At 45.3% G+C, this 24,313-nt stretch carries 18 protein-coding genes; 14 read left to right on the top strand and 4 right to left on the bottom strand.

Annotated elements, in window-relative coordinates; genetic code table 11:
- The first annotated feature begins 157 nt into the window (after nucleotides 1-157).
- A complete protein-coding gene (locus tag ACQKMP_RS07070) occupies nucleotides 158-2,833 on the top strand; it encodes a YhgE/Pip family protein (protein ID WP_427469073.1) in 2,676 nt (891 codons plus the stop codon).
- A gap of 58 nt (nucleotides 2,834-2,891) precedes the next feature.
- Here the strand turns inward: ACQKMP_RS07070 and ACQKMP_RS07065 are convergent, their stop codons facing one another.
- A complete protein-coding gene (locus ACQKMP_RS07065) occupies nucleotides 2,892-3,866 on the bottom strand; it encodes an aldo/keto reductase family protein (protein ID WP_427469072.1) in 975 nt (324 codons plus the stop codon).
- A gap of 109 nt (nucleotides 3,867-3,975) precedes the next feature.
- Here ACQKMP_RS07065 and ACQKMP_RS07060 point away from each other — a divergent pair, with 109 nt between their 5' ends.
- Complete coding sequence (locus tag ACQKMP_RS07060; RefSeq protein ID WP_427469071.1) at nucleotides 3,976-4,644, top strand: SGNH/GDSL hydrolase family protein; 669 nt, start codon at nucleotides 3,976-3,978, stop codon at nucleotides 4,642-4,644.
- 43 nt (nucleotides 4,645-4,687) lie between these two features.
- On the opposite strand, the gene ACQKMP_RS07055 is transcribed toward ACQKMP_RS07060, so the two are convergent.
- Nucleotides 4,688-5,458: a DeoR/GlpR family DNA-binding transcription regulator gene (locus ACQKMP_RS07055; protein WP_042193458.1), complete on the bottom strand. Its 771-nt coding sequence runs from the start codon at nucleotides 5,456-5,458 to the stop codon at nucleotides 4,688-4,690.
- 238 nt (nucleotides 5,459-5,696) lie between these two features.
- Between ACQKMP_RS07055 and ACQKMP_RS07050 the strand changes: the two genes are divergently transcribed.
- The 4 genes from ACQKMP_RS07050 to ACQKMP_RS07035 are packed head-to-tail and all read left to right on the top strand — an operon-like array spanning nucleotide 5,697 to nucleotide 10,049.
- Nucleotides 5,697-7,463, top strand: coding sequence for an L-fucose isomerase (locus ACQKMP_RS07050; protein ID WP_427469070.1), 1,767 nt, complete (start codon nucleotides 5,697-5,699; stop codon nucleotides 7,461-7,463).
- A 30-nt stretch (nucleotides 7,464-7,493) separates the two neighbouring features.
- Complete coding sequence (locus ACQKMP_RS07045; RefSeq protein ID WP_427469069.1) at nucleotides 7,494-8,939, top strand: rhamnulokinase; 1,446 nt, start codon at nucleotides 7,494-7,496, stop codon at nucleotides 8,937-8,939.
- Nucleotides 8,940-8,957: 18 nt separating this feature from the next.
- Entirely contained in the window at nucleotides 8,958-9,608 is a 651-nt protein-coding gene (locus ACQKMP_RS07040; RefSeq protein WP_427469068.1) for a class II aldolase/adducin family protein, read from the top strand.
- 12 nt (nucleotides 9,609-9,620) lie between these two features.
- Nucleotides 9,621-10,049, top strand: a complete 429-nt coding sequence (locus ACQKMP_RS07035) for an RbsD/FucU family protein (protein WP_427469067.1) — start codon at nucleotides 9,621-9,623, stop codon at nucleotides 10,047-10,049.
- A gap of 3 nt (nucleotides 10,050-10,052) precedes the next feature.
- Here the strand turns inward: ACQKMP_RS07035 and ACQKMP_RS07030 are convergent, their stop codons facing one another.
- Nucleotides 10,053-10,880, bottom strand: a complete 828-nt coding sequence (locus ACQKMP_RS07030) for an AraC family transcriptional regulator (RefSeq protein WP_427469066.1) — start codon at nucleotides 10,878-10,880, stop codon at nucleotides 10,053-10,055.
- 146 nt (nucleotides 10,881-11,026) lie between these two features.
- Between ACQKMP_RS07030 and ACQKMP_RS07025 the strand changes: the two genes are divergently transcribed.
- Entirely contained in the window at nucleotides 11,027-12,313 is a 1,287-nt protein-coding gene (locus ACQKMP_RS07025) for a Gfo/Idh/MocA family protein (RefSeq protein WP_427469065.1), read from the top strand.
- Nucleotides 12,314-12,612: 299 nt separating this feature from the next.
- Here ACQKMP_RS07025 and ACQKMP_RS07020 read toward each other — a convergent pair whose 3' ends face one another.
- A complete protein-coding gene (locus ACQKMP_RS07020) occupies nucleotides 12,613-13,875 on the bottom strand; it encodes a TraB/GumN family protein (RefSeq protein WP_427469064.1) in 1,263 nt (420 codons plus the stop codon).
- 209 nt (nucleotides 13,876-14,084) lie between these two features.
- Here ACQKMP_RS07020 and ACQKMP_RS07015 point away from each other — a divergent pair, with 209 nt between their 5' ends.
- The 7 genes from ACQKMP_RS07015 to ACQKMP_RS06985 all read left to right on the top strand — a co-directional run bounded on the left by ACQKMP_RS07015 (nucleotide 14,085) and on the right by ACQKMP_RS06985 (nucleotide 24,222).
- Nucleotides 14,085-15,206, top strand: a complete 1,122-nt coding sequence (locus tag ACQKMP_RS07015) for a glycoside hydrolase family 88 protein (protein WP_427469063.1) — start codon at nucleotides 14,085-14,087, stop codon at nucleotides 15,204-15,206.
- On the top strand, nucleotides 15,196-17,358 hold the full coding sequence (locus ACQKMP_RS07010) for an alginate lyase family protein (RefSeq protein WP_427469062.1): 2,163 nt from the start codon (nucleotides 15,196-15,198) through the stop codon (nucleotides 17,356-17,358). The genes ACQKMP_RS07015 and ACQKMP_RS07010 overlap by 11 nt, the downstream gene beginning before the upstream one ends.
- Nucleotides 17,359-17,425: 67 nt before the next feature.
- Nucleotides 17,426-19,147, top strand: coding sequence for a sensor histidine kinase (locus ACQKMP_RS07005; protein ID WP_042186009.1), 1,722 nt, complete (start codon nucleotides 17,426-17,428; stop codon nucleotides 19,145-19,147).
- The gene (locus tag ACQKMP_RS07000; protein ID WP_339269689.1) at nucleotides 19,147-20,730 is read left to right on the top strand and encodes a response regulator transcription factor; all 1,584 of its coding nucleotides are present in this window, start codon (nucleotides 19,147-19,149) and stop codon (nucleotides 20,728-20,730) included. The genes ACQKMP_RS07005 and ACQKMP_RS07000 overlap by 1 nt, the downstream gene beginning before the upstream one ends.
- 169 nt (nucleotides 20,731-20,899) lie before the next feature.
- Complete coding sequence (locus ACQKMP_RS06995; protein ID WP_042125419.1) at nucleotides 20,900-21,829, top strand: carbohydrate ABC transporter permease; 930 nt, start codon at nucleotides 20,900-20,902, stop codon at nucleotides 21,827-21,829.
- 15 nt (nucleotides 21,830-21,844) lie between these two features.
- Nucleotides 21,845-22,681, top strand: a complete 837-nt coding sequence (locus ACQKMP_RS06990) for a carbohydrate ABC transporter permease (RefSeq protein ID WP_042186014.1) — start codon at nucleotides 21,845-21,847, stop codon at nucleotides 22,679-22,681.
- Nucleotides 22,682-22,824: 143 nt separating this feature from the next.
- Nucleotides 22,825-24,222 carry an ABC transporter substrate-binding protein gene (locus ACQKMP_RS06985; RefSeq protein WP_042186016.1) on the top strand — a complete coding sequence of 466 codons (1,398 nt, stop codon included), beginning with the start codon at nucleotides 22,825-22,827 and terminating at the stop codon, nucleotides 24,220-24,222.
- Nucleotides 24,223-24,313 lie beyond the last annotated feature (91 nt).

Raw genomic sequence — 24,313 nt, 5'->3', positions numbered from 1 at the left:
ATACTTCTATTACGTTAAACGAGCAGGTTTTGTTGCAATTTTTTAAAAATATTTCTGAAAAACGATACCGGTCATGAATCCACTAAAAATGATAGTAAAAGTTTGTCTCCTCGGGCATATTAAAATGTCAAAACATACAGATTAGGGGGAGCAACGAATGGGTGGAATACTACGGATTTATAGGAACGACTGGCGCAACGTATTTAAGGTTCCTGTGGCCGTGTTCCTGATCGCTGCTTTGGTGGTGTTACCATCTGTGTATGATTGGTTTAACGTTGCGGCGGTGTGGGATCCCTACAGTAATACCTCTGGCATTCAGATTGCTGTAACCAGTTTGGATGAAGGGACCACTGTGAAGGATAAGAGCTTCAATATCGGCAATGATGTCATGGAAAGTCTTCGGAATAATAAAAGCTTAGGCTGGACCTTCGTAGATGCAGAAGCTGCGCACAACGGTGTGAAGCGTGGAGATTATTATGCGAGTATTGTTATCCCTGCTGATTTCTCCAAAAGAATGACAGGAATCCTCGAAGGCAGGATCGTGAAACCAGAGATTGAATATACCGTCAATGAGAAGATAAATGCTATTGCCCCTAAAATCACAGATAAAGGTGCCTCTTCAATTACAACACAGATCAGTGAGAATTTTACGGAAACCATTAGCGAAACCGTATTTACGGCTTTAAAGCAAATTGATTCAAAATTCCAATCTGAATTGCCTATTATACGCAAGGTTGAAAAAGGGTTGTTTAAGTTAGAGGCAAGTCTCCCCGAGATTGAAACGGCAGGCCAGCATGTATTGAAAATTGAGGAGCAATGGCCGCAAATTCATGCATCGGCAACGCGCATCTCTAAGCTGGAGGATAAGCTGCCTGAGGTTGAAAAGGCGGGATTGGCTTTAGAAAAAATAGCTGAACATTGGCCTCAAATTGCCAATGTTGCAGATCATTTAGGGGAGCTGCAGGATAAGCTACCCAAAATTGAGCAAGCAGCACAGCTAATCGTTCAACTTGATAATCATTTTGGTGAAGTGGAACAAATCATGGACAAGGCGTCGGAAGGTCTTGCGGAAGCAAATAAAGTTGTTAACACTGCCCTAACTGCGCTACCTAAGGCCGACAAAATTGTAACTGCTGGAAATGATTTTGTTCTAGAGCTTCAACAGTTCTTAGAGAAGAGTAATGCTGCATTTGAAGCGGTACCTGCCGCCCTCAAACAAAATATATACCTGCTGCAAAATACGGAGAACGCAGTAGTTCAGCTTGCTGAACTGCTGCAGGGAGAAGATCTTGACCCGCAAGCGGTACGCGAGCAACTTGAGTCAGTTTCCGCTCAGCTGGTGTCGGGAAGTAACGTGATGGATCATACGCTTTCTTTGTTATCGGCACTGAATACATTCTCACCAGGAACAGTAACTAATGCTGAGATTGGCACCTTGAAGGCTGTAAACAATGCCTTGAGCAGGCAGTCTTCTTTGGTAAACTCGCTGGCGACGGATCTACAAAATGAGAGTCAGCCTGATCCGAGTAATGTTAAGCAATTGGGTCTTAAATCTGGCGAAGGGAACGTAGCCATTTCGAAGCTTATTTCCGAATATGAAGCGGCAACTATCCCTGCTATAAAAAATACATTAGAGCAAATATCCACTGCTGCTGAGACTACAGCGACTGCCCTGGAACAAGTTCCGGATCGTCTATCGGCGCTGGGTACCCTTCTTGAGGAGACTATGGCAGCGATTGAGTTCGGACAATCAAGCTTGGCTAGTCTACAGCAGGACTTACCAGCTATTCGTGAAGCGGTACATACAGCAGCTAGCGGTGTCGCAGATAAGACACAGAGCTTTGGTACTTTTGTTCGCGATACACTTCCACTAATTCAGAGCAGCTTGCCTGTTGCAGGAGAAAAAATACAACAAGCTGCAAATTTCGTCCGTCAGGATCTGCCGGCTGTAGAGGAACGGGTGCACCAGATTTCTGATCTGATACGTACAGGTCTCCCCCGTGCGGATAAGGGAGTGGCGGTCGCAGCGGATATGGTGCGAAATGATCTTCCGATACTGGAAGATTCGATTCGTAAAGCGGCAGCTACCATCCGTCAGATCAAAGATGAGGTGGATCTGGGAGAGATTGCTGAGCTGATCGGAGGGGATATTAAGAGCAAAAGTGATTTTTTAGCCAATCCGGTAGTATTAAAAGAGAATAAGTTATATCCTATTCCGAATTATGGTTCGGCTATGACTCCTTTTTATGTTGTACTTTCCTTATGGGTAGGTGGCACACTCCTAATCTCACTTCTCCGAACGGGAGTGGATACTGAGGGAATTGTGTACAAACGGTATCAATTGTATTTTGGACGTCTGCTGACGTTTCTTACGGTTGGAATTCTGCAAGCGTTGGTGGCTGTACTTGGGAATATCTTTATTCTGAAATGTTATGTGGTGGACAAGGTGTGGTTTGTCCTTTTTGCAGTATTAATTAGTATCGTATTCGTGACGATTGTTTTTACCCTTGTCTCCGTATTCGGCAATGTTGGGAAGGGGATAGCAATCGTATTCATGGTGCTTCAATTCTCAAGCTCTGGCGGTACGTTTCCAATCAGTACAACAGGTCATTTCTTTCAAATGTTGAATCCGTTTATGCCATTTACTTATGCGATTAGTTTGATGCGGGAGGCGGTAGGGGGGATTCTGCCCGAAGTGGCGATTCGCGATTGTCTTTATTTGATCCTATTCGGTGTAATAGCACTCTTACTGGCGCTAACGCTCAAAAAGCCGCTGGAGCGTTATATCGAAAAGGCGGCTGAACAAGCCGAAGAATCCAAATTGATCTCTTAAGAAAAAAGAGGTTGTACCTAAGCCAATTGCTGTGGCTTTTGGTACAACCTCTTTTAGATTATCTCGCTGGAGCGAAATCGGCTACTGGCTTTAGAATCTCTTCAATTCGCTCCAAAGTATCTAGAGATAGAACGGCATCAACAGCTTGGGCGTTCTCTTCCACCTGTGCTGGCTTACTGGCCCCAATAATTGCAGAACTTACACCAGGTTGCCGTAGGGTCCAAGCTAACGCTAGTTGCGACAGCTTCAAATCAAGACTATTAGCTAGTTCATCCAGCTGTCCGACAACAGTCAGTACATCATCGCGGAAGTAGCTGCGAATGACGCCATTTACCGAATCATCAGCTGCGCGGGTTCCTGCCGGAGGCTGTTGTCCAGGTTTGTATTTACCTGTCAGAATACCTTGGGCGAGTGGGGAAAAGACCACTTGTCCGAGGCCCTCACGCTGAGATACCTCAAGTACCTCATCTTCAATGTAACGTTCGAACATGTTATAGATAGGCTGATTGGAAATAAGCGGACGCAGATTTAGTCTGCGTGAAATGCCGGTGGCGTCAGAAATTTGAGCTGCGCTCCATTCGCTCACTGCTGAATACAGAATTTTACCTTGTGCAGTTAGGTCGTCCAGCGCGCGTAAAGTTTCCTCCACAGGCGTCTCTCTGTCAAAGCGATGACAAAAATAGACATCAATATAATCGGTTCCTAAACGGCGAAGGCTAGCTTCACATTGCTCCATGATGTGCTTACGTGACAAACCACGATTATTCACATCATCCCCCATGGGGAAGAATACCTTTGTACTCAGCACATAAGATGATCTTTCATAAGCACGAAGAGCAGCGCCCATTGCTTTTTCGCCTTCACCACGGTTATAAGCATTAGCAGTATCAAAGAAATTGATACCGCATTCAAAAGCTTTGCTGATGCAGGCGTCTGCTGCCTTTTGCTCTGCTGCTGTTCCATATGTAAGCCAGCTGCCTAAGCCGATTTCACTGACTTTTAGTCCTGATTTGCCTAGTCTTCTGTATTTCATTATTTTCTTCCCTCCTTGAGTTGTATATGTTAACTTTACTTGTATCCTATGAAACATTCAACTTGAATGTTTCATGTAAAAGACGAGATCAAGGAGATGAATCGTAGTAATGACTATTCCAACTTCTAAAGCTAAAAAAGTGATTTTGTTTCAGGGTGATTCTATTACGGATGGAAGCCGTGGTCGTGATGAAGATCCCAATCATATTCTAGGACATAGCTATGCATATATCATTGGCGGTAAGCTAGGCAACGAACGGGCTGAGCAGAATCTCGTGTTCTATAACCGTGGAATTAGTGGGGATCGGATCTCCGATTTATATGCACGCTGGAATGAGGATGCGATTTACCTTCAGCCGAATATCATCAGTATTTTAATTGGTGTTAATGATCTTTGGAGAACAATGAAAGGGGAACCAAGTGGTATAACGGACCGCTTTGAACGTGCGTACCGTCATGTGCTTGAAGAAACTGGGGAAGTACTTCCGCAAACGAAGCTGGTCTTGTGTGAGCCTTTTATTCTAAATACCGGAGCTCCGGCAGAACAATGGGACGAATGGAAAGAGCGGATTACTCATTATCAGGGTGTTGTTAAGCAGCTTGCAGAGGAATTTAATGCTGTGTTTGTTCCTTTACAGGAAGCATTTGATGCAGGTACTCGTAGAATAGATGCAGCCTACTGGCTGTGGGACGGCGTTCACCCTACAGCGGCTGGGCATGATCTGATTGCTGGGGAGTGGCTGAAGATCGTAGAGAAAAGTGGTCTTTTAAACGACTAGTGAAATAAAGATTCCCCCTTATCTTTATTTATGCACCTACTGATTACTCAGCGGGTGCATAGATAAGAGATATATGATAGTTATTCAGAAACTCGATCCATTCCTCAGAAGGCTTCTCGTCTGTAACGATATAATCCACTCGATCGAAACTAAATAATTTAATGAACGCAGTCCTATCGAACTTAGAGTGATCTGCGAGCAAAACTACTTTATTCGCCTGCTGTTGCATCAGAATCTTTAGTTCACTTTCTTCTTCATTCGAATCGCTGAGCCCACCAGTCATAGACAAAGCTTTACAGCTGAATATGGCTACGTCCACATTATATTTTTGAATAGTCTGCGAGGCGGTATGTCCAACGAAGGAGCTAGTCTCGGGGCCTAGTATTCCACCAGTGGAAATTAGCTTTTGCCCAGAATGTTGAAATTCGGATAATACAACCAAAGAATTCGTAATAATCGTAAGATTGTTTTTCTCCTCTATAATTCTCCGTAAAGCCTCAAAAACTGTTGAACTCGTATCCGTCACCAAACTGTCCCCATCATTAATTAATTGGAGAACATGATCAGCTATCGTACGTTTGGCCTCTATATTTACCTGATGTCTACTCACATAGGGAGGGTCTTCATTCGTGTGGGCATTAAGGATTGCACCGCCATAATTTTTCTTGGCAAGTCCTTCCTTGTCCAGTTTATCCAGATCCCGCCGAATGGTCTCTTCCGAGACATTGAATTTTTGCGCCAGCTGAGCGACATGGACTTTCTTTTGTCTATACAGCTCATTAATGATTAAATCCCGCCGTTCAAATGCTTTCATCCGTTCACTCACCTCTATCATCATCTACTTCCTAGTATACTACATTGCCCAATAAATCAAAGAAATAACCTCATATTCACATAATACCACAGTATAATAATATTAATACCACATAAAACCACATAATTTATCTATAAATATGTTGTTTTATGTTGACTAAAGCGTTTCCATATTTTATGATGAAGGAGAAATAGGTCCATTACCGATGATACTAAGATGATCTTGAGGAGGAACAGCAGTGATAGAAAACTATCCGAAAATTGGCATCCGCCCGACCATTGATGGCAGAAGAAGAGGGGTTCGCGAATCGTTAGAAGCTCAAACCATGGGTATGGCTCAGCGGGTAGCTAAGTTTATTGAAGAGAACTTATTTTATCCGGATGGCCGCCCCGTAGAGTGCATCATTGCCGATTCTACGATTGGTGGTGTTAAAGAAGCTGCTGCTGCGGCTCAGAAATTTGCCGGGGCTAATGTTGGCGTATCGATTACTGTGACCCCTTGCTGGTGTTATGGTTCTGAAACGATGGATATGGATGCCTCAATCCCACATGCGGTTTGGGGATTTAACGGAACGGAACGCCCAGGTGCGGTATATCTAGCTGCTGTTCTCTCTGCTTATGCACAAAAAGGAATTCCGGCGTTTGGTATCTATGGTGAGGATGTTCAGGAGTCTAGCAGTGAGGAGATTCCAGCGGATGTGCAGACTAAATTGCTGCAGTTCGCCAAAGCTGGGTTGGCTGTCGCTCAAATGAGAGGTAAATCCTATTTATCAATGGGTTCTGTTTCGATGGGGATTGCTGGATCGATTGTGAATGAACAGTTCTTCCAAGAGTATCTGGGAATGCGTAATGAATATATAGATATGTCAGAATATGTACGCCGCTTTGAAGAGGAGATTTATGATAAAGAGGAATATGAGCGAGCACTCGCGTGGACCAAAGAAAACTGCCAAGTTGGTGCCGATAATAATCCGAAGCATCTGCAAATAAGTGATGATGAGAAAGAGAAGCAGTGGGGGACTTGTGTGAAAATGACATTGATCGCCCGTGATCTGATGATCGGAAATCCTGTTCTCGCTGAGCTGGGCTTTGAGGAAGAGGCCAACGGTCATAATGCGATTGTGGGTGGGTTCCAAGGTCAACGCCAATGGACGGATCATTTTCCTAATGGGGATTTCATGGAAACGATACTGAACTCCTCTTTTGACTGGAATGGCAAACGTACACCTTATATCGTAGCGACAGAGAATGATAGCCTGAACGGAGTAACGATGCTGTTCAATTATTTGCTTACGAATACTGCACAAATTTTTGCGGATGTTCGAACCTTTTGGAGTCCAGATGCAGTTAAGCGAGTAACGGGTCATCAATTGGAAGGTGAGGCAGCACACGGAATACTTCACTTGATCAACTCGGGTTCGGCTGCACTTGATGGCACGGGTGAGCAGACGATAGAGGGTAAACCTGCGATTAAACCTTTTTGGGAAATTTCGGAGGATGAGGTAGAAGCATGTTTGAGCCATACCCAATTCCGCCCGGCTTCTCAAGAATATTTCCGCGGGGGCGGCTTCTCTACGGATTATTTAACTAAAGGCGGGATGCCAGTTACTATGGCACGGATGAACTTAGTTAAAGGGCTTGGACCTGTTCTTCAGCTTGTAGAGGGGCACACGGTTGAGCTGCCTGAAGATGTTCACCATACACTGGATCAAAGAACAGATCCGACTTGGCCAACAACCTGGTTTGCACCTAAGTTAACCAATAGTGGTTCTTTCCAATCAGTGTATGATGTCATGAATAATTGGGGCGCAAATCATGGAGCGATCAGTTATGGGCATATTGGGGCAGATTTGATTACGCTGGCGTCTATTCTGCGCATTCCGGTCAGCATGCATAACGTTGAGGAATCACGTATTTTTAGACCTCGAGTATGGTCGTTATTTGGTACCGAAGATCTGGAGGGAGCAGATTACAGAGCATGTCAGAACTTTGGACCCCTCTATTAAAATCTTCCTGTGAAGCAGGTGTGGTGAACAATGGGTGATACGATTAAGCTTCTAGCCATAGATCTCGGCGCCAGTTCCGGAAGAGTTATGCTGGGGATATATGATGGCGATAAGCTGCAAATGGAAGAAATTCATCGGTTTGAGAATACGCCGGTACAGGTCAACGGGCATTTATATTGGGATACTCTAAGGCTCTTCCATGAAATGAAGCAAGGGGTTCAAAAAGCCTTTAGGCAACATGGAGAATTGACGTCATTAAGTGTGGATACATGGGGAGTTGACTACGGGTTTATTGATAAAAGAGGAATGATGCTCTATCCCCCCCATCATTACAGGGACCGGAGGATGGAGGTTCACCGTCTCAAATTGGAAGCGTTACTGTCACCGGCAGAGCAATTCCGTATGACCGGTCTTCAGCCAAGTGTGATTAATACACTTTATCAGCTGTTCTCTGATTTTCAGGATAATGATTCTCTTATGAAGACCGCGGATACGATTTTAATGATGCCAGATCTATTTCATTACCTGTTTTCTGGTATAAAAGCAGCAGAAAGCACGATCTGGAGTACAAGCGGCTTAGTGGATGCTGTAACGGGAGAGCTCTCCTCTGAATTATTTAACAGGCTTGGGATTCCGAGTAGTCTAGTTCCACAACAGGTTCATGCGGGAACAGTTATTGGATCTATCCTACCGATTATTCAAGTGGAGCTTAATATAGGCCCGATGAAAGTGATAGCCGGCGCTTCACATGACACGGCTTCAGCAGTAGCTTCGATCCCTTATACTCGTAAGGATGAAGCAGCATTTTTAAGCTGTGGTACGTGGTCGTTGGTTGGTATGGAGACGCCTGAGCCGGTCATTTCAGAGAAAAGCTATGAATATGGTTTCACAAATGAACGTTGCTACGGTAATTCTAATCGTTTGCTAAAAAACACAACGGGACTATGGATTCTACAGGAGCTCCAGAGGAATTGGGCGAAAGCAGGAGAGAATTTTAGTCAAAGTGAAATGGTTGAATTAGCCCAAACGATTAATGGGGCGCCAGCGATCATTGACCCGAATGACCAGCTTTTCAGCACACCTGGTGTGATGATGCAGCGGATTCAGGAATATTGTGAGCGAACGGGGCAACAGTCGCCTAATACGAAAGCTGAGTTTATACGCGTTATCCTTGAGAGCCTTGCGCAATCATACTGTAGAACGATTGAAGAAATGGAAGAGATCACCGGCAAGACAATCACTATCATTCATATGGTTGGCGGTGGGATTCAAAATGAGCTATTATGCCAGCTCACCGCTGATGCTACGGGTAGAGAAGTCGTTGCAGGGCCAGTGGAGGCCAGTGGAATTGGCAATATCATTGTCCAGCTGGCTGCCCTGGGGAAATTGGAAGTTTCTAAGGCGAAAGAGTTCGTGGCACGATCTTTTACCTTTAAGACATACCAGCCTTCTTTGGTGAAAAACTCTAAAAAATAGGATACGAGGAGAGAACTTATGGATAACTTGGAACAAAAACTACGTTCGCAGATTTGTGATATTGGCAGAAATTTGTTTAATAAAGATTTCATTGCCGCCAATGATGGGAATATTTCAGCACGGTTATCAGAGAATGAAATTCTCACTACCCCCAGAGCGGTAAGCAAGGGATATTTAGAGCCACATATGATTGTAAAAGTAAACTTGCAAGGTGAAGTTCTTGAAGCGGCGGAAGGATACAGACCTTCAACGGAAACCAAAATGCATTTGAGAATTTATAATGAGCTACCTGAGATGAATGGTGTGGTTCATGCACATCCCCCGTATGCTACCGCTTTTGCCATTAAAGGTGAGGCGCTCGATAAAATGCTGATGCCAGAGTCGGTTATCATGATCGGGGATATTCCTTTGGCGGAATACGGAACACCTTCAACAGAAGAAATCCCGGACTCACTGATGCCTTTCCTTGGCAAAAAAACAGCAGTCCTGCTCGAAAATCACGGAGCACTTACTTGGGGAACGGATGTTATGGAGGCTTATCTGAATATGGAGAGACTCGAATATACAGCCAAGATTACCTTTATTACACGTATGATTGACGGGGAGAGAGAGCTGCCACAGCATCGGATTGATGAGCTGGTTGCTTTGAGATCTTTTTATGGGAAGTAATGAGGTGCTTGGATGTTGAAAAAAATTCCTAAGCTACTATCTCCGGAACTGGTACGTGTGATGATGGAAATGGGTCATGGCGATGAGCTTGTACTGGCAGATGCTAATTATCCCGGACACTCCTTAAACTCAAAAGTACTAAGATATGATGGTATTGGGATACCTGAGCTTTTGGATGCAATATTGGAATTGCTGCCCCTTGATCATTATGTGGAACATCAGGTGGCATTTATGGCTGTGGTTGAGGGAGATCCTACGGTGCCGGTGATCTGGTCCACGTACGAGTCGATAATCGCCAAACATGACGCTGAAGCGACGATTAAATATGAGGAGCGGTTTGATTTCTACAATCGTTCTAAGCAAAGTTATGCTGTTGTAGTCTCAGGTGAAGAAGCACTTTATGGAAATATTATTATCAAAAAAGGTGTAATCAAGGCCTGATGATCAGCGATTCTGCTTGCGGTATTGCAGAGGTGAGCATTTCGCGATTTGCTTAAACACCCGCCCAAAGTGGGCGATGCTGTCAAAGCCTGTATTCTCTGCAATGGCAGTGACTTTAGTGTTAGTGCTCTGCAAGAGTCGTTGGGCTTCCTTGATCCGAATGTAGTTTAGATATTCAACAATGGTGAAGCCAGTGGTCTGTTTGAATAAACGGCAAAGATAGGTACTGCTGATGAAAAAAGTTTCAGATAGCTGCTCTAATGTAAGCTTTTCAACATAATGTGCCTGTAAATAATCGATCATTTCGTAGACTTTAAGCTGCTTCTCACTGCTCTCAGGAGCGATGGGCTCGCGGCTTATTTCTTGTACTCTGTTCATTTCAATAAATAACTGGATGAGCAGTGTCTGAAGATAGGGGATTTGCTGTGATCGATGTTCTTCTTGTTCTTTTAGCATGGAGAAAAGGATAGATTCGATGGCTCCTTGTTCATGTACTCCGGGACGCAGAAGTAAGCTTTGTGTAGTTAGAAAAGGAATGCTTAGGTCGTAGTTCGCCAATGTTTTTTGCAGAAAGTCCTCCTCAAAGTTAATCAATATTCGCTCATGGCGTGCTGAGCCCTTAGAAGTGGTGCGATGGAGTTCATTTTTGTTAATAAATATCAAATCACCTTTGCGTAAGGTATAAATCAGATTGTTGATATAATAGCTGCGCTCACCTGCGAGTAAATAATAAATTTCATATGTATCGTGATAATGGTCGGAATCCATGCTGAATGGGCCGGCTCTTTTGATTTGTTCAATGATAAATGGAGGCTCTATCTCCTGTTCCATTGTAGATTTGCCCCTTTCAGATAATGAAGCTAATATATGCAAAGTTTTCGCTATTTCTGCTAATAATCGCTTAGATTTCGATGTATTTTATACTATAAACTATAGGGAGAAACGGCATCTAAATCAATAGCAATGGAGTGATCCTTGTGTCGAAGAAGAAATATGTATTCGTAGGTACCGGTGGCCGAGCGGAGTTCTTCTATGGTGAAATAACTACGAATTATCGTGAAACTTCAGAAATTGTAGGCTTTTGCGATGTGAATGGAACAAGAATGGATTATGCGAATCGATTACTGAAAGGGAAATATCAGTATCATGCGGTTCCTACTTATAAAGCTCATGAGTTTGATCGTATGATTGAAGAGACTAAGCCGGATGTAGTTATCGTTACGAGTATTGACCGCACACATCACCATTATATTATCCGGGCGATGGAGCTTGGCTGTGATGTGATTTCGGAGAAACCAATGACGGTAGATGAAGAGAAATGTCAGGAAATTCTTGAAGCGATTGAGAAGACGGGGAAAAAACTGCGTGTTACGTTCAATTACCGCTATGCCCCGCACAATACCAAAATCCGTGAATTGATCATGGATGGGGCGATTGGAGAAGTGTTATCCGTTAATTTTGAGTGGCTGCTAAATACACAGCATGGGGCGGATTACTTCCGCAGATGGCATCGGGATAAACGGAACAGCGGAGGGCTGTTGGTTCATAAATCAACACATCATTTCGATTTGATGAATTTCTGGTTGGGCTCTCGTCCGGATACGGTCTATGCCATGGGAGATTTAAGGTTCTATGGCAGAGAGAATGCGGAGAAGCGCGGGGTGACAGAGTTTTATCAGCGTGCCCATGGTAGTAGTGCAGCGGAAAATGATCCCTTTGCGCTTCATCTAAAAGACAACGAGCAGCTTAAGCAAATGTATCTGGATGCCGAGCATGAAGATGGGTACCTGCGAGATCAAAGTGTATTCGGTGATAATATCAGCATTGAGGATACGATGGCAGTCATGGTCAAATACAAAAACAAGACGATTATGAACTATTCACTTAATGCTTATTTGCCTTGGGAAGGCTTCATTGTAGTATTTAATGGGACGAAGGGGCGGATGGAAGTTAAGGTTGTTGAACAGTCCTATGTAAACGCCGGGGGGAAGAAAGAAGATGAAGGGGCACTAAAGGACAAGCAAATCACTGTATTCCCTCATTTTGCGCCGCCTTATGAAGTTGAAATTGAAGAAGGCGTTGGGGGACATGGGGGCGGAGATCCGGTCATGCTCCGTGATATTTTTGAACGACCTGTGGAGGATCGGTTTAATCGTGCAGCTTCCCATGTGGATGGGGCGTTGTCCATTATGACCGGGATTGCGGCTAATCGTTCGATCGCTACTGGACTTCCGGTGAAGGTGGATCAGTTAATCAAGTGGTAGAAGGAAAAAGCTCAAAACCAAAAATAGTAGTAGCCTGTTTGTGAATAAACCGCTGCGGAGTGGAGGGTTCTTACGATCGCTGTTAAAGCCCAATTTCTGAATAGTAGAAAGATTAGCAGTTGAAATGGGTCTTTAAAGGCGAACACTGGCGTTTCTCCAGAATCCCTCCACCCCTCCGCTCTGTCTTCACGTCAATTTACTACTATTTTTAGATTGAGCTAAAAAAGTAAAAATAAAAGGCTGCCTCAAAGTCATTGTAGATGACTAAGAGACAGCCTTATTTATTTTGACACTAGTATTTATTGTTTGACGACGTTAAAGCCGTCTTTTTGCAATTGAGTCACAATGCCATCATCACCCAGCATGTGTAGTGCACCAACAACGACAAGATAAGTCGCTTTTTTATCACTATTCAAATACTCTTTTACATGCTTCACCATGTTGGCATTCCGATCCGAAACGAGACCCTTATAGTATTCTGGCTCCTTAGCGACCGCTTGTGTCATAGCTACGAGGGATTGTTCATCCCCCTGCATCCACATTTGGGATAATCCATCCAGCGAAGCCGTTGCTGCGGCATTGTCCGTTTGCTTGAGGCTATCGAGTGTATCAAGGAGAAGCTTTTCTTGCAATCCATCTGAGAATTGATTGAACATGTTCAGCTGCAATTGCATATTTTCCAATTCAACGATAGGTTTATTCAGTTTGCCTGCCTTCTGTGTGAAATATAGGTCGATACCCGTATCCGGTGTATAATCTGTTGTTTGCATTTGTAGGCTTGAGATACCTTGAGTAACGACCCATGGCTTATAGGAATCGAATGCATTTCCTGCAAGACCATTCGCTTTCAGAAGCGCAACAACTTTGTTATAGGTATCAGCGGATACGTGATCCTTGAGCTTGGTCCCATCTGTATAAGAACCTTTCTCCGTAAGGAACTTTTGCATCTCCGTTTGATCAACCTTTGTTAAGTCAACTTCGACCCCGAGATATTGAGACGCTTCAAAAGCAGCTTCAATTTCCGGGCGTAGCGGGTACATTTTGTCGTTAGCCACATGGATAGAGCCAAGTAGATAGACGGTATTACCGTTGTTCTCCACTTTCCATAAGAATCCGGTGCTCCCTGCAGCCTCGTTATTAGCTACAAAGGTGATGGTGCGCTGCGCCGCATTCCATTCTACCTTATAGCCGATCGTTTCACCGATAAAGCGGACAGGAACATAGGTGACATTGTTGATGGTTTTAGGAGCCACCTCTAGTTTTTTCTTCTCCCCGTTTACCGTTGCTGTGGTGCTGCCGATAGTCAGTGAGAGGGCTAGTCCATTTTTGGTCCCCGTTACGGTTTGGGTCTTTTTATTCCAATTCATATTTACATTAAGCTTCTCTAGGAGTGGACGCATAGGAACCAATGTAGTTCCTTTTTCTAGAACAGGATTAGAATTGCCTAACTTTACTTCTGTTCCATCAATCCACACACCGACAGGCTTTTCAGCCGCATGGGCAGTGGTAAAGACAGACATAACCATGAAAATGGATAAAAATAATGCACCTAGCTTTTTCATTAATAGGACACTCCGTTTCTAAAAAGAATGAAAGTTGTAAGTCACTTTCTGATTTTAACGTATTTTTCCATAAATAGTTATACGTTTTGTTACTTCGTACAAAAGTCAAAATAATGCACATCAAAGCAAAAATCGCCCCTATTAGATCCTGTTCACTCTCCTTATCATGAAACATAAGAAACGAAGAGCCCGAAGGGAGCAAGGAACTTATGTGGAGCAATGCGATTGAAGATGCGATAGAGAAGGTACGTAAAAATATAGACCGATTCGGGGGCAGATTCCCTCATGTCAGCATGAATGGAACTTACCAGCTCAATAACAATGACGATTGGACCAATGGATTCTGGAGCGGCATGTTGTGGTTGTGCTATGAATATACGCAGGATGACAGCTTTCGTATCGCGGCATCTCATACCGTAGAGGATTTCCGCCGCCGTTTCGCGGCAAAGACGGTGCTTGATCATCACGACATCGGATTTTTGTATTCGTTATCCTCCAAGGCCCAGTGGATTATAGATAAAGACGAATCCGCGCGTCAGTTGACACTGCAGGCGGCGGACTTATTACTGAAGCGCTGGCGCACAGGCGGTGGTTATATTCAGGCTTGGGGACCTGTGGGAGATGCCCAGGAAGGTGGGCGCATCATTATTGATTGTCTGTTGAATCTCCCTCTTCTGTATTGGGCAGAACAACAGACCGGTGATTCCCTATATCGGCAGGTGGCGGTCATGCAGGCGGATAAAACGAAACGTTATCTGGTGCGGGGAGACGACAGCTCCTACCATACGTTTTTCTTCGACCAGAAGACCGGAGAGCCGATTGGCGGTGCTACACACCAGGGTTATACTAACGGATCGACTTGGACACGCGGGCAAGCCTGGGGCGTCTACGGTTTTGCATTATCTTACCGCTATACTAAGGATCCGTTGTATTTGGAAACATCCAAGCGGATGGCCCGCTATTTTCTGGAGCATTTGCCACAGGATCATGTCGCTTACTGGGACTTTAATGCTCCAGTGTCTGCGGATACGTACCGGGATAGCTCGGCCTCTGCAATTGTTGCGGCTGGACTACTGGAACTGCTGGAGCTAATGGAGGAGGAAGATCCCGAACGGGCTTATTTTCAGCAGGGATTAATACAGTCGATGACTTCACTTGTGCAGAACTATTCCACGATCGGTGAAGATGCGGAGGGGCTGCTGAAGCACGGCTCTTACCATGTACGCGGCGGTCTGTCTCCGGATGATTTCATGATCTGGGGAGATTATTTCTACCTCGAAGCGTTGCTGCGGCTGCAAAAAGGCACCAGGGGGTACTGGTATGAACGCTGATGTCCGATCAACCTCTCCCTATGCTGTCTTTACGCTACTCGACCTTGAGTTACCTGCTCTAGCGCCCGTGAAGGATGCGCTCAGCCAAGCACGGCAGGACGATGCGCTGACTGAATTGCATCGGTATTTGACTAGTCGGAGCACGCCGGGCTGGCGGGCAGAGGACAGTCGGAAACAGCAGCATATCGATTATATACAGCAATATTGCGCAGATGAGCTGGAAGTCGTAATGAAGACGGCGGATGAAGTTATGGAGCAGACGTTTCTTTTTCGGTTTCCCTGGGATATGGAGCGCAGCCGCATTCCGGTTTCCTTTGAGGAAGAAATTGACTGGCGTTATATTCCGGATAAGGATGTAGAATGGGCTTATATGCTGAATCGCCACCGCTACTGGGTGGCATTAGGACAAGTGTATGCGATAACAGGTAATGAGGAGTATGCGAGAACATTTTGCTGTCAGCTTGAAGATTGGATGGACCGTAATCCTGTTCCAGACATGCCTACGAATGATACGTTGACTTGGCGCACAATTGAAGCGGGTCTTCGCTGTGCGAACTGGATCAAAGCGCTATCCTATATACAGGATAGTCCGCTGCTCACACCGACGCTTCTGGCGAAAGTAATGATATCCCTTCATGAACACAGCGAATATTTAGCTTTATCGTTTACGGGCTGGAAGAATATCAGCAATTGGGGCGTTCTGGAGACTTGTGGCTTATTCCAAACCGCGCTCTACTTCCCTGAGTTCACTAGGGCTAAGATTTGGCGACGGCTCGGTGAGGAGAGATTAGGGGAGACGGCTAGAATCCAGGTCATGGCGGATGGTATCCATTGGGAGCAATCGCCCACCTATCACCATGAGGTTCTGGTATGTTTTCTCGACTGCATCCGCTTGGCTCGCATGAATGGACTGGAGCTACAGGATGAACTTCAGCAAAAAGTTCATCAAATGGCCGTCGCTTCCTTGTATTGGGCCAAACCGAATCATCGGCAGCCGATGCTCGGGGATAGCGATGACAGCGATGTCCGTTCGATTTTGACTTATGCAGGTTGGTTGTTCCAGGATTCTGTGCTCCGCTTTGGCGGATATGATCATATGGATTATGACAATGCCTGGTTGTTCGGAATGAATGGAGTTGAAGGCTACGAGCAGCTGATTGCGGAGGAACCGCCTTACTTGTCACGCTCTTTCACACATTCCGGTCATTATGTGATGCGAACGGGTTGGGACGAGCAGGACTTGTACCTATATTTCCACTGCGGACCGCTTGGTGGTGGACATGGTCACGCGGATTTGCTACATTTCGATCTGTATGCCTTTGGGCGGGATATGCTTACCGATCTGGGCAGATACAACTATAGTGATCACACACCACTTAGAAAAGCGTTAAAAGAAAGCGCTGCCCATAATACGACTACTGTTGACGGAATTGGATTCACTGAAATCACGGATACATGGTCCTTCTCCCAAATTGCGAAGCCGGCAGGCAGTAAATGGATCAGCAATCCGGACTTTGATTATGTTGAGGGCAGCCATGATGGCTACCGTCATTTGGATGATCCGGTACACCTGCTAAGGAGGATCATATTCATCAAGCCTTATTACTGGCTTCTGGTCGACAGCTTTAGCTGCCGTCAGGAGCATACGTTTTCCCAGCATTTTCATTTTGCGCCCGGAGCGGTTCAGATGGAAGAGGAGACATTCAGTTGCCGTACAAAAAATGAGCGGGAAGCCAATCTTTGCATCATTCCCGTTAATGTTAAAGGACTTCAGGGCAAGATTGATGACGGGGTAATCTCCCGCGAATACAATCTGCTGGAACCTAATCAACATGCCGTTTACGCCCGAACGGGAAAAGGAACGGTATCGATGATGCAGATGCTGTACCCGCAGCCTTCCGGTGAGCCGTTCTGTCCACTGGTTGAACAGGTGCCGATTTACCGACATACGGGTGAACCTGTGGATGCTGTGCAGGCGGAGGCATGCCGCATCAGCTTCCCTGAAAGGAATGAGGAGCATATTATCGTGATCAGCCACGAGGTTCCATCCAGTCACTTGGATTCCTATGTAGTGGAAGGTATACAAATATTTGGTGAAGTAGTGCTTATTGTTTTCGCAAACGGTCAAAAGAAAGTCACGGTAATCAAATAATGCATGTATACTGGATAACGGGCTGATAGAATAAAAGAAAAGAGCATGAGAGAGGCGCGGAGAAAACATGTTCAAATTCACTTACTATAGACGTATCCAGGTTTCATTTCTTTTGCTGATTTTTATTCCGCTGATTGCAGTATCGATCATCTCCTTTGTGCTTATTCGGGATACGATGGTAGAAAAGCTGCAGCTCAGCAACGATAACTTTCTGAACGTTATGATTGACGAACTAAACAAGACCATTGATGATGTGACATTTGCATCGCATTTTATTGTAAACGATACCAATTTTCGCGCCAATCTGAAGGTCTTTGCAGATACCGAGCGATTGAACACCTATCAGGATTACGTACATTTTACGCAAATTCAGGATGTGTTTTCGCTCATCAACTCTAAGCCGCTAAATAATAACATTCGCATGTATTTGGTTAACCGGAAACACTTTGTGATCTCCTCTGGGACTGAGAATTTATCCGTGATTAATGCCAACATGGACAAGCTGATGGGACGTGTCAATATTCACGAACCGGAGACCTTGCAATGGCTTGGGATGGCTGACAGCGGTTCCGGTAAAAGCAGTAGCTACTATATTGCCAGAGTAATCTATGATAGCCGGGAGAAACAGCAGGTGTCCGTGCTTCTCATCTCAATTCCCGATGCCTATTTCAACAAATTGCTCGGGCCGGTCGAGTTTGGCAAGCTGGCGTTGTTTGATTCCAGAGGAGGTCTGATCGCCGGGAACTCAGAGCTAGCCCCAGAAGGCAAGGAAGCTAGAGGGAGCGTGCGTACGGCCAGAGCCATCGACAAATCCAATTGGGAGCTGGTCTATGAAGCTTCAGAGAAAGAATGGTCGGGCCAGATTTCGCGAACTTTTTATAGTGGTATTGGTTTAGTGCTTCTCTTGTTTATTGTCTTTTCGGCTACTTCCATGCTGATTGCCAAAAGATTGCATAGTCCGATCATGAAGCTGCAGCGCGTTGTGCGCCAGTTCGGGATGGGGAATCTTGATGTCAGGCTGGAGGTCAAGGGCAAGGATGAAATCGCTGAGCTGGGGCAGACATTGAATACTATGCTGGATCAACTGCAAGGATTGATTCACGACATCGAGCTGGAGCAAGAACAGAAGCGAGTGATGGAACTTGAGGCGCTGTTTATGCAGATTCGTCCCCACTTTTTGATCAACACGTTGAATTCGATCAAATGTAGCCTTATTTTGGCTAAAGATAAGCTGCACAGCGGGATCATTGATTCGCTAATGAGTCTTCTCCGTGCCTATCTGAAGGTCAATGAACCGGCTACCTTACGGGAAGAATGCAGACTGCTTAGCCATTATATCGACATCATGAAGATCCGCAACGAAATCCCTCTTGAACTGGAGGTCGATCTGGAAGCGGATACAGAGAAGCTCATCGTTCCTAAACTTATTCTGCAGCCTCTCGTAGAGAATGCCATCGTTCACGGTCTAGTTGACCACCCGGCACCGCGTATTGTCGTCCGTGCCCGAACGATCCCTGATGGGATTATGATTGAAGTCGAAGACAATGGCTGTGGTGCAGGGGCAGAAATTCTGGCAGGACTGAACCGCAGATTGCTCTACAAGGACGATGAACAGGATGGAACTTATCAAAGGGTCGGTTTAATTAACGTGGTTCAAAGGCTGAGGCTGACCTATGGTCAGGATACCCGCTTGTCGCTGCATAATTTGCCGCAAGGTGGGGTGTCCGTTTCTCTGTATTTGCCGCAAGGCAATCATCAGGTTAATCTGTCGGAGAGAGAGGGATATTGATGTATAAAGTGATGCTCATAGATGATGATGTTCCTATGCTCAAGGTGCTTCAGCAGATGATTGACTGGGAAGCACATAGCTTGCAGATTGTCGGCAGCACCTATTCCAGTGCCAAGGCGTTATTAATGTTTGAGGAAGTACAACCCGATATCGTGATCACAGATATTGGCTTGCCGCAAAAGAACGGGATTGAGCTGGCCGATTACTTTACCCGGATGAAGCCGGAGGTCAGAATTATTTTCCTGACCTGTCATGAGGATTTCCATTATGCTCAGCAAGCGGTAAAGCTGAAGGTGGATGACTATTTAATTAAGGACCAGCTTACGGACGAGCAACTGGAGAAAAGCCTTGCCAAGTCTGTACGCTTGCTTAAATCGAAGATCGGGCTAATCAAGCATGGGGAAACGGGATACAATAGCCAGTTATTCCGGCAGAATCTGCTGCAAAGGGTGATTGGCGGCGCTCCGCCCGAAACCACGCTAGCCTATGCGACGCAAATCGGCATATCCTGGACGTATCCGTGGTTCATGCTGGGCACGGTCAGCATTCACTTTTCCAGTTTCGAGAAGAGGTACAAGCAGAGCGAGTATCCACTTATTTTATATGCCATCTACAATATAGCCCTAGAGCTGTCCGAAGCGTGTGAGGGGATTACGCCTTTTTTGGAGCAGAAGAATATTGTGATTCTGTATAATTACCGTGTAAATCTGGCGCAGAATGCCAGTCTTTATTTTCATGATTATTTACAGCGATTGTGTTCCGAGTGCTCCCATCTCCTTAAGATTCAACCGGGCATCATCGCAGTCACTGAGAAAATAGAGCTGCAGGCGATTGGACAGATTCATCGGCAAATTGTCCAGGACAAGTGCGAGTTTTATGCGAGTGCGGAATACACAGTTCTGGATACTCTGCAAATCGCTACCCCTCGCTTCCAGCCTGCTCCTCAAGGATTTCTGGATAGTTATATCCCGCAGATGGAACGGGCCGTGATTAAAAATGATCTTGAAGCCATCCGTGGCACTCTTCAGGAAATCGCTAGGACTGCAAAAGTTATGGCTATCCATCCGGGCGATTTCGTCCGGGATTTATCCTTTATGCTCCGCGGTATCGAGCTGATGTTCACTAGCCTAACATTCGATGAGGATCTGTTCGTCTATCTCGTGCAAACCCGCACACTGGAGGATACGATGGAACTGGTGGAAAGAAAGCTTGTGCAGATTACAGGCAACAAACAGCAGGTGGCGGGAACTCCCCCGCAGGAGCCCAAGCTGCAGCTTATCCAGCAATTTATCGATCAGCATCTTGGCGATAACATCACTTCAATTGATATGGCACGTTATCTCTTTCTGGACCCGAGCTATTTCTCGCGTTATTTCAAACGCATGACAGGTCTGACTTTTACGGACTATGTACATCAGCACAAGATGAAGGTTGCGACCAAAATGCTGAAAATCTCCACCCAAAACCTGGAATCGCTGGCCGTTGGTCTGGGATATTCGGACAGAACCTATTTTTCAAAAGTATTTAAAAAATATGTGGGAACAACGCCGAGCGAATATAAATCCAAACACTCGGTACGCTGAGAGTGCAAATCTCAGCCTACCGAATAGACCCGCCGCCCATCTAGGGCGGTTTTTTTGATGTCGAATGACAAAGGTCAAAATCTTGCACATCTCGGGTCATAATCACTCCTTCATACGGGAGGCGGATATATTACTATAATGACAAATCAAATTGTCGAGGTGATACAACGTGGAGGCTGCAAAACAACCTGTGCCAAAAATTCTGCAGGAGAAGCGGAAGTTCTGGACTCCGCAGCGGAAAGAGGCTTTGACCGGGTGGCTGTTTCTAGCTCCGGAAATTGTCGGAATGCTTTTTCTTAATGTATTTGCACTTGGATTCTCACTTTATTTAAGCTTCTCGAAATGGGATCTATTGTCGGGGGTTCAAGGGATCGAGTTTATCGGATTGGATAACTATATCAAAATGTTCCATGATCCGAGCATCATTCAAGCTTTGAAGAACAATGCTATTTATATGATTATGACCGTGCCGATACCGATTGCGATTGCTTTGGTGCTGGCGGCATTGATTCAAAATAGTGTATTTCTTAAAAATTATTTCAAAGTTGCCTTCTTTATCCCTTATATTTCTTCGATTATTGCAATTGCCGCTGTATGGAGCGCATTGTTCCATCCATCCCTTGGACCGATCAATCAGTTCTTGATGGAGCTTGGAATTTCCAGCCCTCCAAAATGGCTGGTCGATCCAAAGACCTCGCTGTTATCGATTGCCATTATCAGTTCTTGGGCGAGTCTGGGTTACACCATTATTATCTATATGGCCGGCTTGACGAATATTTCCGATGAAATCTACGAAGCCGCCGAAATAGATGGAGCCAGCGCACTGAAGAAATTCTTTGCCATCACGGTTCCGATGCTGCGTCCAACCACGTTCTTCTTGCTTATAACCATGCTGATTGGCTCGTTTAAGGTGTTCGACATCATCGCGTTTTTGACCGAAGGTGGCCCGAACAATTCTTCTACCGTGCTTGTGTTCAGGATCTATGAGGAAGGGTTCAAATACTACAACATGGGCTATGCCTCTGCAATTTCCTGGCTGCTATTCGCCGTCATAGGCTTGATCACCGCAGCTACTTGGAAAATGAGAAATGAAGAATAAAGGGGGGAGATTAACATGCAACTGATTAGAAAAAATATGTCCAGAGTGATCACTACCTGCATCATGGGGGCTTTGTCCATTGTATTTCTTATTCCTCTGATCTGGATGATTTCCGCAGCCTTTAAATATGAGAAAGATGTTATGCGCTTTCCGATCCAATGGATTCCCGAGAAGATCAATGTAGCGTATAATTTCAAGATGGTTTGGATGGGACGAGTACCTTTTTCTCATTTCTATTTAAATTCCTTTAAAGTTGCGATTATTACAACCTTAATTACACTTATCATTTCATCTATGTCGGCGTACGCCTTGACCAAAATCAAGTTTAAAGGACGAAATATGGTGTTTCTGGCGCTGCTGTCGTTCATGATTATACCTGACCAGGCCACACTGATTCCGCGCTTTCTGCTGATTCGCTGGTTCGGTCTTTATGATACTCATGCTGCAATCATATTAATGAGTATGTTCTCCATCTACTTCACGTTCCTGCTGCGGCAATTTATGATTGGTGTCAGCGACGAATATATTGAAGCGGCGCGAATTGACGGTGCAGGCCATTTACGGATATTCTGGTCTATCATTATTCCGCTCTGCAAGCCGGTGCTCGCTACGGTGGCGATCATCAAATTTATCTGGACCTGGAATGATTACCAGAATCCGCTGATCTTCTTACTAAATAAGAATTTGTACACTATCCCACTCGGTATGACCCTGTTCCGGGACGATTATTCGAACAACTATGCGATTATGATGACGGCAGCTGTTTCGGCGATCATCCCGCTCGTCATCGTGTTCATTGCCCTGCAAAAGCAAGTCATTAACGGAATCTCCCTTGGCGGCGTAAAGGGCTGACCTGCGGGTGTACACGATAGATAGTAAAAGTCAAAAATGTGATCCTACAACAGCAAAATTGTGCACTTGGCCAGTAAAGCGGATGCCTATAATAAGAAATGAACAAGGAACTATACTTAAAATTCAGTGCGGGGGGAAGTAAAATGAAAACAAAGAGCAAAAAAAAATTATCCGTTGTACTGGGCTCCATGCTGGCGGTTTCCTTAACGCTAAGCGCCTGTGGAAATTCCGGAAACTCGGAAAAGAACGGGAATGCTGAAGCTAGCACGAATGCCGGGAACACCAAGGTGGACAAGCAAGTCGCCATCAAGTATTACAACTGGGATAATGAAGCCCAGTCGGCTGGTACCGATGCTATGCTGCAGGAATTTATGGATCAGAACCCAGGCATCAAGGTAGAGCATGTGACACTCGTTCCCGGTGATTCTGTGGAGATGCTGAAGAAACTCGACTTCCTGATATCTTCCGGCGAAGCGATTGATGTTGTTCAGGTGCCAAGCTTGGGAGGCGTGCTTGAACGGGCGACTCGGGGAGCACTTGCCCCGCTGAATGAATTCTATGAGAAAGATAACCTCGTTCCTGAGGATGAATATTATGTGAATGCTAAGGTCGACAACAACTATTATGGGTTGCAATATACGAAGAGCAGCAACTACGTGATGCTGAACAAAGATGCACTGGATGAAGCGGGTCTGCCTGTACCTACTTTTGGCTGGACATGGGATGACTACCGCGACTATGCCAAAAAACTGACCAAAGGCGAAGGCGTGGACAAACGTTACGGCACATATTTCCACACCTGGGAATTGTACATGAACGCTCCAGCTCAAACGATGATGAAAGACCCGTTCGTATATGATGACGGGACGACGATCTTCGCGGATCCGACATATAAGTATTTCTTCCAGCTGCGTAAAGATATGGAGTCTGCTGATAAATCTGCGAAATCTTATGCAGACGCTCTTGCCGCTAAGCTTAACTATCGTACCGAATTCTTCAATGAAGAAGCTGCTATGATCTTGGCTGGCAACTGGACGATTGCTGATCCAGGTAACACCGAGCAGTATCCGCATGAATTCAAGACAGCCTTTGCTCCGGTACCGGTGCCTCCTGCAGGATCGGAACCGAAAGACTATGAAGGCAAATACTTCACCAGCGGCAACATGCTGGCGATGGGCGCAACTTCAAAGAACAAAGAGGCTTCCTTCAAATTGATGAGATTTATGTCTACGGCTGTTAGTGATAACAGACTGGAATTCTCCGGATATAAAAAAGCTGACAATGAGACCTTGCTGACTAAATTGGTCGCTGGCAAAGAAGATATGTATGATATGGATTCACTCAAATACACACTTTTCGATAACGAAATTCAATTCCTTGACGGTGCGCAGGTGATGACGACGGCAACGTCCGAATTGACCAAAATTATCGATGACGGCTTCAGCAGATTCATGCTTGGAAATGAATCGATTGATAAGGTGCAGCAATGGATGGTTGGTGAAGCAACGAAAATTATCAACGAAAAAGGTGTCATCAAGTAAATAGGCAATAAGCGAGGTATCCCAAGTTGGGGACGGGGCTTTGGAAGGTCATCAACCGGCTTTCCAAAGCCCTTATTTATACATTGGGCTT

Origin of the sequence: Paenibacillus sp. NPDC101420 (assembly GCF_050277435.1) — a bacterium.
Classification (GTDB): Bacteria; Bacillota; Bacilli; order Paenibacillales; family Paenibacillaceae; genus Paenibacillus_AQ.
Note: the sequence above shows the minus strand (reverse complement) of the source record. Positions and strands in the feature narration are given on the sequence as shown.